The following is a 14489-nucleotide window of genomic DNA, read 5'->3' as shown; positions in this document are numbered from 1 at the left end:
AGTACACGCTCTCTTGCGCGACCTAGGTTATTGCTGCATTTATGACAGGCTATTTTGTACGCCGTTTTCTACTCATTATCCCCACCTTCATTGGCATAACGCTATTGGTGTTTGCGATCACCCGGCTCGTTCCGGGTGGTCCCATCGAGCAGCTAATGATCCAAGCCCAGCTAGGCGGTGAAACTGGCTCGTTACAACGCAGTCAAGGCGGCGGAACCTTATCCGACGAACAGCTCGCCGACTTAAAACACTATTACGGATTTGATCAGCCAATGCTCAGCAGCTATGTGCGCTGGCTAAAACAGGTAGTCCAGTTTGATTTAGGAACCTCTACCCGCTATCAAGATCCCGTATGGCAAATCATTAAAGAGCGCTTCCCCGTCTCCATATTTTATGGAGTATGCACCCTCGTCCTCACCTATTTAGTATGTATACCCTTGGGGCTTGCCAAAGGTATGTACCACGGCAGCACCCTAGATAGCTGGTCATCCGCAGTGGTGTTTTTAGGTTATGCCCTGCCCAGCTATGTAATTGGTATCGCATTGATTTCCTTATTTGCAGGGTATTGGGACTGGTTTCCCCTGGGCGGATTTATCAGCGACAACTACGACGACCTTTCGCCACTGGGAAAAGCGGGCGATATTTTCTATCACGCCGCGTTGCCGCTCATCGCCTATTTGTCAGGTAGTTTTGCCGTTACCACGCTGATGATGAAAAATGCCTTAATGGACAATCTGTCTGCCGACTATATGCGCACCGCTACGGCTAAAGGCCTCAGCCGCAGCGCCAGTGTCCGTGGTCACGCGCTACGCAATAGTTTGATTCCCGTCGCGACCTCTTTTGGTAACAATATATCGCTGCTGCTGGGCGGTTCATTTTTGATAGAAACGATCTTTAACATCGACGGCATCGGCTTGCTTGGCTACGAGGCCATTATTGAGCGGGATTACCCGATTGTTATGGGTATCTTGGTTATCTCCTCACTGCTGTATTTACTGGGAAATATCCTTTCTGACATCTGTGTGGCGCTGGTTGATCCTCGAATTCGATTCGGTGGAGGAAGCAGTACATGAGTTTTTTTAGTTTGCGTAACCCCGTCGCCAAAAAACGCTGGCAGCGCTTTCGTCAATCCCGCAGGGGATTTTATTCCACATGGATCCTGTTGGCCTTAACACTTTGCAGCTTCGGCGCCGAACTTATCGCCAATAATCGCGCGCTGATCGTCGTGTATGAAAATCAGTGGTACTTCCCAACGTACAGCGATGTTAATAGTGGCAAGGAATTCGGCCTCGATTACAGTTACGAGGTGAACTACCGTGAGCTACAAAGTCTTCTTGCCGAACGTGATGACGCTTGGGTGCTCATGCCCATCATTCCCTTTAGCCCCTTAGAAACCGATTTAATTGCGGGCGATTTTCCTCCCCACGCGCCGTCACTCAGCAAAGACCACTATCTTGGCACTGACACCAGTGGCCGAGATGTGGCCGCCCGCCTGCTTTACGGTTTTCGCACGGCGATCGTATTCTCCTTGTTGCTCTTATTTTTTAATTACGCGATCGGCGTCGCTATTGGCTGCATGATGGGCTTTTGGGGCGGCGCGTTTGATTTAGTCTTTCAGCGCATTATCGAAATTTGGTCCAATATTCCTTTTCTATATGTGATTATGATCGTCGCCTCGGTCATTACGCCGGGGTTTTGGACACTGTTGTTTATCATGGCCTTTTTTGGCTGGACCAGCATGACCTGGTATATGCGTACTGCGACCTACAAAGAGGTAGCCAGAGACTATGTTATGGCCGCCAGAGCCATCGGCGCATCTAGCAGCCGGATCGTGTTTAGGCATATTTTGCCAAACAGTGTTTCAACCTTGGTCACCTTCGTGCCCTTCTCCGTTGCTTCCGGCATTACCTCACTAACCGCATTAGACTATCTTGGCTTTGGCCTCCCGCCGCCAGTATCCAGCTGGGGCGAGCTCCTAAAGCAAGGAACCGAAAACATGGAGTCGCTGTGGCTCGTCGGCTCAGTCGTTATTGCCATGACCGTTATTTTAATGCTTGTCGCCTACATCGGCGAAGCCATTCGTGACGCCTATGACCCAAGGCAATTTAGTTACTATGAATAAATTTTTAGCACCGCTGCTATTTTTACTTTTAAGCGCGCAGCTAGCGCAAGCCATGCCAAAAACACTGCCTGAGGGGCTTAACTGGCAAACCAACTTGAGTGACCCAATTTTTGCTGACCCTACTGCAAAACGCGGCGGCCGCTACCGCACGTTTGTCACGACGTTTCCATTAACATTGCGACTAGTAGGCCCCGACTCAAATGGCAGCTTTGCCGGCTACATGCGGGCAAACAATCTCGGACTCGTTGGCATTCACCCGAACACCCTGCAACCCATCCCTGAGCTAGCAACACACTGGGCATTTGGCGAAGACGGCCACAGCATCTATTTCCGGCTTGATCCCGATGCCCGTTGGTCAGACGGCAAGCCCGTCACCGCCGATGACTATGTGTTCGGCCTTGAATTTATGCGCTCTAAATTTATTTTAGCGCCTTGGTATAACAACTATTTTACCGAGGTGATCACTGACGTCGTGAAGTATGACGATCACACTATTGGTATCGAAGGCGCCGTGGCGAAGCCCCAAGATGAGATGCTATTTGAGTACGGCGTATCACCGGTGCCAAAGCACTTCCACACCTTAGACAAAAATTGGGTGAAGGATTATAACTGGCGAATTGAGCCGAACACGGGGCCCTATATCATCAGCGAGATTCGCAAAGGTAAATACATCGAGTTCAGCCGCAAAAAAGACTGGTGGGCAAACGACAAACGCTATTTTAAATACCGCTATAACCCGGACCATTTGCGTGTAAAACTCATCCGCGACATTAACATTGCCTATCAATATTTCCGCAAGGGCGAACTCGACAACTTCCCGCTACTCATGCCGCGTTTCTGGCATAAAAAGGCCCAAGGCGATATTTACGAGCAAGGATACGTCGGTAAAATCAAATTCTACAATGACGTACCGCAACCCATCAGCGGCTTGTTTTTGAACGAGGATGCCAAGCCCTTTGACGACATTAATGTTCGCTACGCCGTCGGCCACGCCCTCAATGTCGATAAAGTAATCAACACAGTATTACACGGCGATTACGAGCGCTTACAAAGCGCCCACGACGGTTACGGCGACTACACCAATACCAAGATACGCGCCCGCGAATTTGATCTAAAAAAGGCCGGTGATTACCTCGACAAGGCCGGCTGGGGCCAACGTAATCAAAATGGTATTCGCGTTAAAGACGGCAAGCCATTGAGTATTCGCATTACCTATTACAACAGCGGCCACAACGATCGTTTAGTGATACTGAGCCAAGAAGCCCTCAAGGCTGGAATAGAATTCAAACTGCAATTACTCGACCCCTCTGCGGCCTTTAAACAGATCATGGAAAACAAGCACCAAGCCGCATGGATGGGCTGGGGCGGCGGTGGCTTATCGCCTAGATACTGGGAGTTTTACCATTCAGAAAACGCCCATAAATCCCAAACCAATAATGTCACCAATACAGACAACCCCTTGATGGATGCCAAAATAATGGCCTACCGTAAAGGGACCGAAAAAAATCAACGGGTGCAGCTCGCTCATGAACTTGAGCAAATGATCCATGACCAAGGTTCTTTTATCCCCACATTCAAGGTGCCATATACCCGTGAGGCCTATTGGCGCTGGCTCAAATTACCCAAACACTACGGTACCCGCACCAGTGATTCCCTGTTTGACCCGCTCGGCGGCAGTGGTGGATTGTTTTGGATAGATCAAGATGCTCGCCGCAACATTCTCGAGGCAAAGAGCAATGGCGATGCCATGCCCCGAGAATTAATTATCGATAAAACCTGGGTGGTCACACCATGAGCTTGTTATCTGTAGACCAGCTCAGCGTGTCAATACGTGGTGACGACGGCGTTCAACGCGAATTAGTGAGCGCAATCTCCTTCGCCATAGCCACCGGCCAAACCATGGGGCTAGTGGGTGAGTCGGGCTGCGGTAAAAGCCTAACAGCCATGGCAATACTCGACCTATTACCAAAACCACAGGCCCAGCGCAGTGGCGGCAAGGTTGTTTTTAACGGCAGCGATATTGCCCAGTTGAGCCCCAAAGCCCTGCGCGCAATTCGCGGTCACAAAATCGCCGTGATATTTCAAGACCCAATGAGCGCACTCAATCCCGTACAGCAGATTGGCAAGCAAATTCTGGAAGTACTCAAACTGCACTTTCCGCAGCGGACTATCGCTGCTCAGCGCGCGCGAGCCCTAGAATTACTAACGGAGGTTGGCATTCCAGCGCCAACCGAACGGCTAAATGCCTACCCGCATCAATTATCTGGCGGGATGCGGCAACGGGTTATGATTGCCATGGCCTTGGCCTGTGAGCCTGAACTGTTAATTGCCGATGAGCCTACCACCGCGCTGGATGTCACCATACAAGCGCAGATCGTCCGCCTATTAAAGAAACTCCAAGCTAAAAATGGCATGGCAATGCTCTTTATCACCCACGATCTCGCTTTGGTATCTCAAGTTAGCGACCATATTGCGGTCATGTACGCAGGTAAAATAGTCGAGTATGGGCCGGCTAAGCATGTGTTTAGCCAGCCGCGCCACCCCTATACGCAAAGCTTGCTTGCCGCCTTACCTGGCGCCGATCATCCGCCTAAGTCGCCATTGCTCAGTCTTGAAGGCCAAGTACCCTCAATCGAAAATATGCCAACAGGCTGCCGCTTCGCCAACCGCTGCCGATTTGCCGAAGACATTTGCCGGAATACCGCCCCGATATCAGAAACCGAAGACGAACAGCGTACCGTCGCTTGCCATTTATGGAGATCCATCACGCCATGACATTAAGTAATGACAAGGCAATTCTGAGTATTGACGGCCTCGAGTTACATTTTTCCCAGGGCGGCGGCGTATTTCGTGGCAAAGCCGCAAAAGTACGCGCTGTCGATGGTGTGAGCTTTGAATTATACGCGGGCGAAACCCTGGGCTTAGTCGGCGAGTCGGGCTGCGGCAAAAGCAGCCTAGCTAAAGCCATATTAAACTTACACCGACCTACCGCCGGTGCGGTGATCTACTCAAACACCGATATTGCGGGCCTCTCAGATAGAGCAATGCGGCAATATCGCAGCGCCCTACAAATGATTTTCCAAGACCCCTTTGAGTCATTAAACAGCCGCCACACTGTGGAGGTTATCCTCGAAGAACCCCTCCTCATCCACAAGGTTGGTGACAAAAACAGTCGGCTCCAGCGCGTGGCCGAGTTACTGGCCATGGTTGGGCTGCCGCCGTCTGCGGCCAGCAAATACCCCCACGAATTCTCTGGTGGGCAACGTCAACGTATTGGTATTGCCCGCGCCATTGCCTTAGAGCCAGAAATCCTGATTTGCGACGAGGCGGTGTCGGCGCTGGATGTATCGGTACAAGCGCAGATCCTAAATCTGCTCTTAGATATTCAAGAAAAATTAAAATTGAGTATTATTTTCATCTCTCATGATTTGGCGGTCGTTCGCCATATGAGCGATCGTATTGCCGTAATGTATTTGGGTCAGATTGTTGAGATTGCCGATGCAGAATCCATTTACAGCTCGCCTCGGCATCCCTACACCCAAGGCTTACTGGCATCAATTCCGCGACTAGGTGAAGCCTCGCCAATTGAAGCGCAAATTAGCGGTGACCTTCCCTCACCCATGGCACCGCCCTCAGGCTGCCGTTTTCACACGCGGTGTCAGCATCGCCAAGCACGGTGTGAGCACGAGGCACCTAGCTTACAAGCAGGCGACGACGGCCCGCACTTAACTGCCTGTCACTTCTGGCCCGAAATCGCGGCAAAACAGGCTAATTCATAAATTTACTCGCGGACATATTCATTACCACTTTTGCCTTACCGGGGAGATTTTATCCAATTTTAGGGTGATACACGGTAAACTTAACGTTCAGTGTCAGTAAGTTCTAACCCTTGCAGCAGGCGACGTGTGCGTAATAGTTACTCTCCTTACAAAGATCGTGTCCCCCTAAAATATGCACGCAGTATGCTGCAGGTGGCCGAAGCCCAAGGCTATAGCTGCGATGAACTGCTGCGCACCCTGCAATTGCCCTTCAACCCGATGGCCCCCGGCACCGATTTAAATACGCTGATCGACAGCCGTGACTACAGCCAAATCTACAATCGGGTAATGTGCTTGCTGCAAGACGAGTCCTTTGGCCTAGGCTTGCAACGGCGCACGCCAGCCGGCAGTTTTAGAATGCTCTGCCTCTTTATCATTCACTGTGAAACCCTTGGACAAGCGCTGCAACGGGCCTCGGAGTTTATTAATTTTTGCCGCAGCCTCAGCGATATGCATACTGCACCCAAACGACCGGTAGAGCGCCTCGGCAATGGCACGGCTATTTACCGTTTTGCGCAGAGTGCCGATCTCGTCGACACCGCCGACCAAGCAATTTCAGACTTAGATGCAAGCTACACTACCGCCCGGATGATGGCGATTTGGCGGCGTTTTTGCCAATGGCTGATCGGTAAACCACTCGATCTACTCGGCGTCTATTTGCAGGTACAGTCACCGGATAAGAATAATTATTTTGAACAGCTATTCGGCTGCGAAATATACTATGGCAGCGAACACAATGCGTTTCTTATCGCGGAGCACAATCTCGATTGCCCACTGATTCACACCGAAGATTCGCTACGAAAATTCCTTCGCAATGCGCCATACCATCTTTTGGTCGCACAAGAGAACGAAGACAGTTCATTGCTATCGCAAATGAAGCGCATTATTGGCACCGACCTCAGTCACGAGTTCCCCAGTGTCGTCGCCATGGCGGAGCAATTGCACATGTCTGTGCGCACCTTGCGCCGACGCCTCAAGGACCTAGACACCACCTATCAGCATTTTAAAGATGAGCTACGAAAAGAGCACGCCTGTCGCTGGTTAAACCAGCCCGAGCTTAAAATTAATGCCGTCTCAGCCCTGCTCGGCTTTGACGAGCCGAGTGCATTCCATCGCTCTTTTAAAAAATGGACTGGCATGACGCCGGGAGAATACCGCGCTAGCCGTCAACCAGATACTATTCCCGAAAGCCCGTTAGCAAATGCCGCGCGCAGTGAAGCACCTTAAGGTCAGCACCCCATTTTTATGAATCCCATCGATATTATAAGATCCCTGCCCACCGTAAAGCCTGAATCGATTGACGCTGAGTTAAGGCCAATACCCGCCGAAGTACCCCTCTCTGATCGTGAAGATCTTCGCAAGCTGCCCTTTGATAATATGCATAACTTCCGCGACCTAGGCGGATTTACCACAGCAGACGGACGTGCAGTGAAATGGGGCGTAATTTACCGCGCCGACAAAATTGCCGGCCTATCTCTGCAAGATCAACGTTATCTTGAGCGGCTAAATTTGCGAAAAATCATCGATTTTCGCTCAGACGAAGAGCGCTATGAAGCCCCCCATAGCCTCCTGCCGGAGACAGGCATCACCATCGAAGCTCACCCTGTTACCGTCGAGGCCGCTCAAATAGAAAAGGTTACGGCTCGGCTCCAGCAAGAAAACGTCACCGCCGAAGACATCGCCTTGTTTTTGATTGAAGCTAACCGTGAAATGATCGAACGCTTCACCCCGGTTTATAAACAATGGCTGCACTCCCTGCTGGCCGAAAACAGCCACCCGCAAGTGTTTCACTGCACTGCGGGCAAAGACCGCACTGGTTTAGCTGCAGCACTATTATTGCGGATACTTGGCGTAGCGCCTGATCAGGTGATGCACGACTACCTTGCCACCAACCTTTACACCGGCGCACGGGTCGAACAAATCGTACATCACATCAATGAAATGACCATGCACCAAGTTAACGAGGACGTGATCCGTATGCTGTTTAAAGTTCAGTCGCGCTTTTTAAATGAAGCGTATAAAAGCATCGACGAACACTACGGTGATTTCGCGGGGTATATTGAGATTGGTCTAGGCTTTGGTGAGTCAGAATGCAACCGCTTACGAGCACTATTACTTGAACCGGCTCCGGGGCGCTAAGATGGAAACGCGATTATTTAATTCCCCCTACGGCGAACTTACCTTGTTCCGTCGACCCTTTCGGCCAAGAGAGACTTTACAAGCTTGGGATGCCGCCGACGACTACCTTCTCCATTATCTCTCGGAGCATGATCTCGGCGCCAACGCCCGCGTTCTCATTGTTAATGACAGCTTTGGTAGCTTAACGACTGCGCTGGCAGATTATGCCTGCACACTTTGGGCAGACTCTGCCATAAGCCAGCTGTGCAGCGCTGAAAACGCCGCGCGCAATGACAAGCGCCCCCCGCAGTTTATCCCGGCGACACAAGTGCCTGAGGGTAATTTTGACGTAATTTTATACCGCTTACCAAAAAGCCGTTCCCTGCTCAATTACCAACTGCAAAGTCTGGCGCCGCTGTGCCAGGCGGGCGCGGTATTTATTGGCGCAGCCATGGCCCGCCATATTGACCAGCATATTGTCGCTGCCTTCGCTAAAAATATCGCCACGGTTAAACCCAGCTTAGCGAGGAAAAAAGCTCGCTTAATGCACCTAGACGGAGAGATTTTTAGCGGGTCGGCACAATCCGACACAAAAACAATCACACTAGCAGACCATGAAATGGTGCTAGCGAATCGCGCCAATGTGTTTTCCCGGGACAAACTCGATCAAGGCAGTCGGATCTTGCTCGACAGTTTAGCTAAACTGGACGCCCCTCAGCATGTCGCCGACTTAGGCTGCGGCAATGGCATTATTGGCATAAGCGCCGCAAAACGCTGGCCTAGCGCGCAGTTTCACTATTTTGACGACTCCTTTCTCGCCATTAACAGTGCCCAGCGCAATGTAAGTCACAACTTAAGTGAAGCCCTTCAGGCGGCTAGGTTTACCGCCAGTGACTGCCTATTTGATTATAAAGGTGAACGTTTTGATTTAATTCTGTGCAATCCACCCTTCCACCAAGACCACCACGTTGGCGATCATATTGCCCGGCAAATGTTCCGAGACAGCTTCGAGCACTTAGTGACTGACGGCGTGTTATGTGTGGTCGGCAATCGTCACCTCGGTTACCATATTTTGCTGAAAAAGCTGTTTGGTAATTGTGAGACCATCAATTCCGACAGTAAATTTGTTGTCCTTCTCGCCCGTAAGACCACCCCGTCAAACGGGTGATACTGCGCGAAGGCGCCGCGTGTTTTAATGGCAGCTCAATATCTTGAGCCCGAGTTTTACATGCCTATCCATGTCGTTTTTGTCTGCCTTGGCAATATCTGCCGATCTCCTGCAGCCCAAGGTGTATTTGAAAAATACATCAATGACGCCGGGTTAGCGGACGAAATCACGGTCGATTCCTGTGGCACAGCCGCGTTCAATATTGGTAAATCGCCCGATCCACGTTCAATCGCGGCGGCTGGCCGAGCGGGCTACGATATAACTCAGCAAATCGCGCGCCAAATTAATGACGAAGATTACCACCGGGCTAGCTATGTTATTGCCATGGACCGAATGAACCTCACCAATGTATTAGCCTGGGCACCGGCTGGCTTTGAGGGCGAAATTAAGTTGCTTATGGATTACTGTGGCCACAGTGGAAATAGTCAGATTCCGGACCCCTACTACGACGACGAACACAGCTTTGATCGCGTCATCCAGCAAATTGAAATCGCAGCAAAAGGCCTGTTAGACACAATTATAGACCGCCACGGTATTTAATTACCCAGGTCCAAGGCAAAATTAATCGGCCAAAAATCCGGTATCGAGCATTTCCGGTTTATAGCGCTGAATAATTTTTGAATCCGCTTTTAAAAGCGCCTCGTCTTTGCCTTCATAGTCCAGACTAGACAACAAGCTTTTAATTAAATTGATGCGCGCCGCCTTTTTATTATTGGCCCGAATAATCACCCAAGGCGCAATATCATTATGGCTACGGCGCAGCATTTCATTTCGCGCTTGGCTGTAATTAGCCCAATTTACCTGAGCCTCGCGATCAATAGGGCTAATTTTCCAATTCGCGAGCGGATCTTGTTCTCGCGCTAGAAATCGTTGCTGCTGTTCAGATTTGTCTATATCTAAAAAATACTTCCGCAATTGAATGCCTGAATCAATCAGCATCTGCTCAAACGGCGCAACCATCCGAAAAAAACGCTGATATTCTTCCTCGCTGCAAAAGCCCATAACGCGTTCAACGCCGGCGCGGTTATACCAACTACGGTTAAAAATCACGAATTCGCCAGACGCGGGAAAATAAGGCACATAGCGCTGAAAATACCATGTCGCCTCGTCTCTCGCGCTAGGTTTACCCAGAGCGACAACCCTTGTCTCGCGGGGACTCAAATGCTGAACCAAGCGCTTTATAACACCATCTTTACCAGCGGCGTCTCGACCTTCAACAATAACCAAAATACGGTGTTCACAGGCAATAAAATGACGCTGTAGTTTGACTAACTCAATTTGCAGGGCTCGTAATATCTCTTTGTAGTCATCCATAGACCATTCGACCCTCGGCGCGAATTAGCATTAAAAGCAGATTATAGCGCAACGTTAAATACCGGCTTGTTGATTCACATCAAACTCGAGTGGGCTGTAAGTTGATAGATTCTATACGCATTATTTAATCACCGCAGCCAAGTATCGCTAACACCCGAGAGCAAAGGCCATGCAATATCTACTGAGTCAGCTAGAACAAGACCACCAGCGCATTTTGAAAATGATGTATCTACTGAGTAAAGAGATCAATCTACTGACAGGTCTTGATAAAGGAACGCCCAACTGCGATCGAATTCTCGAGATTCTGGACTACATACAAGTCTATCCTGAAATATGGCACCATCCGACCGAAGATATTCTATTCCATCAGCTTTTACGCAAAGACAATGTCAACATTGTTGCCGTACAAAGCTTATTACGTGATCACCCTAGCCTCGAGGCGCTGAGCAGTCAGCTTTCGCTGATATACAGCGAACTACGCGCAACGGCGACGGCACCTACAACAAGTGTTCTGCGCTTAAGCAGGCATTACTGCAGCAAGCAAATCTCCCATATTCACGACGAGCGGAGTGTTTTTTCCGCCATTACTTCGCGCTTCGACGAAGCCGACTGGCAGTCCGTGGCGAATGCCCTTCGCAGAAACACAGCCAATAACGATGATCTGGCTCAGTTTGAATATATCTCACGATCCAAAGCGCTAAACCAAAGCCACATTCTGACAAGTAGCGACTTACACTGACCATGACAACACTTATACAAACTACCGCTGTAAAGCCGCGCACTGCTCCGCTAGCGCTAGATGCCGGCTTGATTGCTAAATACAGTACGCAGGGGCCACGCTACACCTCCTACCCCACCGCCTTGCAATTTACTGATCAATTCACCGCAGACGATTACCAGCGGCACCTATTAAGAGCGCGATCGATTGCGGCCCCTTTGTCGCTATACGTGCACTTACCCTTCTGTCGCTGGCTGTGTTATTACTGTGGATGCAATAAAATTGTCACCAAAAAGCCCGGCGTAGCGCGGGAATATCTCGATCACCTAGCAATAGAAATTGAATTACTGACAACGGAAATTGGCGCAACGCGGCCAGTAACTCAGCTCCATTTTGGCGGCGGTACCCCTACCTATCTAGACGACGCAGAATTAACAGAGTTAGTACATTTGCTCGCAAGTCATTTTAATTTGGACGCCAATCAAGAACGAGAGTACTCAATCGAAATTGACCCACGCACAGTAAGCCCCGATCGCCTGGCGTTACTGCGCGGCTTGGGCTTTAATCGTCTAAGTTTTGGCATTCAAGACACTGACCCACATGTGCAGCAAGCTATTAATCGAGTGCAGCATACCGAGGAAATTATCGCACTTGTCGGCGCGGCAAGAGCTTACCGCTTTAACTCCATCAGTTTTGATCTCATCTATGGGTTACCACGACAAAACTGCACGACGCTTAACCACACACTAGATGACGTTATTGCGCTATTGCCCGATAGAATCGCCTTGTACCACTACGCTCATTTGCCCGCACGCTTTGCCGCGCAAAAGGCAATAGAGAGGCACAATTTACCCAGCGCCAGTGAAAAACTTGCCATGCTCAGCCTAGCGACCACGCGTTTAATCGAGGCTGGCTATGTATACATCGGCATGGACCATTTTGTCCGACCCGAGGATGAGCTAGCCCAGTGCCAAAAAAAGGGGCATTTACAGCGCAATTTTCAGGGCTATTCCAACACCTTGGCGCCGGATGTGCTTGGCATTGGCGTATCTGCCATCAGCGCCATCGGTGACAGCTATGCCCAAAACAGTCGCGACATTAGTGACTACTATAAGAAATTAGACGCTGGCCAGCTCCCCATCGATAGAGGGGTCATAAAATCAACTGAGGACCAAATACGGGCTTATGTCATTATGCAACTCGCCTGTAATCTCCGGGTTTCCGCTCAGGCTTTCACCGACAAATTTAGTATATCGCTCTGGGAAAAGTTCGCCGATGTTCAGCCAAAGCTCGAGGAGATGCAACAAGACGGTATCGTCATCATCGAACACGACGGCATCACCATTACTGAAACAGGGCGAATGATGCTGCGCAATGTTTGCATGGTGTTTGACCAATATCTCAACGCACATACCCAGAGCTACTCAAAAACAATTTAACAAAGCTGGCATACCTGAGATTCCCCCGCTTTTAGACTATGACACCTTATTAGCAAGTCATGCCAAACACTTGAAATATGACCACAATGTGAGTAAGAGTAGGTATTATCCGGTGTTATTAAACACGCAATAAGGAAATGCCTAGCATGATCGCTGTCAGTGAGCACAACGCGCCGTCAGACAAGCACTGTCCGCACAACGCCGCAATCAATTGCGCAAGCTGCCGATTAAGCGCGATATGCTTGCCTCTGGCGCTGGCCCAAGACGAAATTGTGCAATTAGATGAAATTGTCCAACGCGGCCGGCCATTGCAAAAAGGCCAACACCTCTATCGCGAAAATGATCACTTCTCCTCGGTTTTTGCCGTGCGCTCCGGCGCAGTGAAAGCCTATAGCATGTCAGATAGCGGCGAAGAGCAAGTAACCGGCTTTTATCTGCCAGGGGAAATCCTCGGCATGGACGGCATTGGCCACAATCGTTACGCCAGCTCCGCCGTCGCTATGGAGGTATCGGCAATTTGCGAAATCCCCTTCGCAAATATCGAGGACCTCAGCGGTAAGCTCCCAAATATGCAAAAGCACTTTTTCAAGTTACTTAGCCAAGAAATCGTAGAGGATCAGCGCCATATCACGCTCGTCAGCAAGCACACTGCCGAGGAACGTTTAGCCTCACTCATCGTGAGTATTTCTGCCCGCAATGCGCGCCGCAATTTATCGCCCCTAAACATTCGTTTACCTATGTCACGCACCGATATCGGCAACTTCCTTGGTCTGACCATAGAAACAGTCAGTCGCGTGTTTAGTCGGTTTGCAAAGCAAGGCTTGATTGAAATTGATAAGAAAGAGTTGGTGGTACTTGATATCGACGCGCTAAAACACATTGCGTCTCTAGGACATTGATTTAGCGTTATAAAATATTTCAACGCTACTTAAACGCCGCGTTTTTATTCACGCTGCCTGCACTCGTAAATTCTATATTGGGCTTAAATTCGCCCCAGCTTCCCAAATTTTTCATAAAGCGTAGTTTAGTTGACGTAGATCAATTAGCTACCGGTATCGCTTTGCTATCTTGCCGATTATCATTGGATGAGCGCAAGCGAGCAAACCGTGGCTAATTTTGTCAGCAATCCCCTGGGATTCCTATTTTCACCCCATAAACAGTGGCATGCCGTTGCTTGCGTGCCTACCAACGCACTGCCCAGTAAACTGCTTTATGCGATTGTTCTCGCAATTGGGCCTTGTCTCGCATGGTATTACGGTACCACCGTCATCGGCTGGAGCATCGGCAATGGCGAACAAGTATTGCTTACATCCGCCAGTGCCTTGCGCATTGTGATTGCTTTCTACCTCGCCATGCTGGGCGCCCTCGCCATTATCGGCTATTTCATTCATTGGATGGCCGAAACCTATGGCAGCGAATCGACCATGGTCAAAGGCATGGTCGTGGCGAGCTATACCGCTACCCCCCTCTTCATTGCGGGGCTCTCCGGCTTCTTTCCTATTTTTTGGCTAGACATGCTCGTCGGTATCGCCAGTTTAAGCTGGGCGGTTTACCTACTTTATGTCGGCATTCCCATTGTAATGAACATTCCCGCTGAGCGCGGATTTCTCTATGCCTCCGCAGTGGTTGGTGTGTGCATGGTGATTTTTATGGCCCTTATGGGCGGCGTGGTCATTTTGTGGGAAATGGGATTAGCGCCGGTATTTGTGGACGGTTGACGCTACAAAGCTGAACGATGCAAAGACTAGCAGCACCCGTACATCCCCCAAAAAATACGGTGAATTAAACCGTT

At 49.9% G+C, this 14489-nt stretch carries 14 protein-coding genes; 13 read left to right on the top strand and 1 reads right to left on the bottom strand.

The window, feature by feature from the left end; genetic code table 11:
• Positions 1-41 precede the first annotated feature (41 nt).
• The 9 genes from ABD836_RS03125 (at position 42) to ABD836_RS03085 (ending at position 9766) form a co-directional block, all read left to right on the top strand.
• Positions 42-1073, top strand: a complete 1032-nt coding sequence (locus ABD836_RS03125) for an ABC transporter permease subunit (protein ID WP_344932335.1) — start codon at positions 42-44, stop codon at positions 1071-1073.
• Positions 1070-2122 carry an ABC transporter permease gene (locus ABD836_RS03120; protein ID WP_344932334.1) on the top strand — a complete coding sequence of 351 codons (1053 nt, stop codon included), beginning with the start codon at positions 1070-1072 and terminating at the stop codon, positions 2120-2122. The genes ABD836_RS03125 and ABD836_RS03120 overlap by 4 nt, the downstream gene beginning before the upstream one ends.
• Positions 2115-3917 (top strand): extracellular solute-binding protein, encoded by a 1803-nt coding sequence (locus ABD836_RS03115; RefSeq protein WP_344932332.1) that lies wholly within the window; start codon positions 2115-2117, stop codon positions 3915-3917. The genes ABD836_RS03120 and ABD836_RS03115 overlap by 8 nt, the downstream gene beginning before the upstream one ends.
• Positions 3914-4897, top strand: a complete 984-nt coding sequence (locus tag ABD836_RS03110) for an ABC transporter ATP-binding protein (protein WP_344932331.1) — start codon at positions 3914-3916, stop codon at positions 4895-4897. The genes ABD836_RS03115 and ABD836_RS03110 overlap by 4 nt, the downstream gene beginning before the upstream one ends.
• Complete coding sequence (locus ABD836_RS03105; RefSeq protein WP_344932330.1) at positions 4894-5901, top strand: ABC transporter ATP-binding protein; 1008 nt, start codon at positions 4894-4896, stop codon at positions 5899-5901. The genes ABD836_RS03110 and ABD836_RS03105 overlap by 4 nt, the downstream gene beginning before the upstream one ends.
• Positions 5902-6027: 126 nt before the next feature.
• Positions 6028-7167: an AraC family transcriptional regulator gene (locus tag ABD836_RS03100; protein WP_344932329.1), complete on the top strand. Its 1140-nt coding sequence runs from the start codon at positions 6028-6030 to the stop codon at positions 7165-7167.
• Positions 7168-7185: 18 nt separating this feature from the next.
• Positions 7186-8079 (top strand): tyrosine-protein phosphatase, encoded by an 894-nt coding sequence (locus tag ABD836_RS03095; RefSeq protein WP_344932328.1) that lies wholly within the window; start codon positions 7186-7188, stop codon positions 8077-8079.
• 1 nt (position 8080) lies between these two features.
• Positions 8081-9226, top strand: a complete 1146-nt coding sequence (locus ABD836_RS03090) for a class I SAM-dependent methyltransferase (protein ID WP_344932327.1) — start codon at positions 8081-8083, stop codon at positions 9224-9226.
• A 27-nt stretch (positions 9227-9253) separates the two neighbouring features.
• The gene (locus ABD836_RS03085) at positions 9254-9766 is read left to right on the top strand and encodes a low molecular weight protein-tyrosine-phosphatase (protein ID WP_344932326.1); all 513 of its coding nucleotides are present in this window, start codon (positions 9254-9256) and stop codon (positions 9764-9766) included.
• 21 nt (positions 9767-9787) lie between these two features.
• Here the strand turns inward: ABD836_RS03085 and ppk2 are convergent, their stop codons facing one another.
• Entirely contained in the window at positions 9788-10540 is a 753-nt protein-coding gene (ppk2, locus tag ABD836_RS03080) for a polyphosphate kinase 2 (protein WP_344932325.1), read from the bottom strand.
• Between the two features lie 169 nt (positions 10541-10709).
• On the opposite strand from ppk2, the gene ABD836_RS03075 reads away from it, so the two are divergent.
• From ABD836_RS03075 to ABD836_RS03060, 4 genes are all read left to right on the top strand, one after another.
• Complete coding sequence (locus tag ABD836_RS03075) at positions 10710-11279, top strand: hemerythrin domain-containing protein (protein ID WP_344932324.1); 570 nt, start codon at positions 10710-10712, stop codon at positions 11277-11279.
• Between the two features lie 2 nt (positions 11280-11281).
• Entirely contained in the window at positions 11282-12697 is a 1416-nt protein-coding gene (gene hemN, locus ABD836_RS03070; RefSeq protein WP_344932322.1) for an oxygen-independent coproporphyrinogen III oxidase, read from the top strand.
• 146 nt (positions 12698-12843) lie between these two features.
• On the top strand, positions 12844-13596 hold the full coding sequence (fnr, locus tag ABD836_RS03065; RefSeq protein WP_344932321.1) for a fumarate/nitrate reduction transcriptional regulator Fnr: 753 nt from the start codon (positions 12844-12846) through the stop codon (positions 13594-13596).
• 207 nt (positions 13597-13803) lie between these two features.
• Entirely contained in the window at positions 13804-14415 is a 612-nt protein-coding gene (locus tag ABD836_RS03060; protein ID WP_344932320.1) for a Yip1 family protein, read from the top strand.
• The last annotated feature ends 74 nt before the right edge of the window (positions 14416-14489 follow it).

The organism is Zhongshania borealis, from assembly GCF_039539625.1.
Taxonomy (GTDB): Bacteria; Pseudomonadota; Gammaproteobacteria; order Pseudomonadales; family Spongiibacteraceae; genus Spongiibacter; species Spongiibacter borealis.
This window is presented reverse-complemented; position numbering and strand designations above follow the sequence as displayed.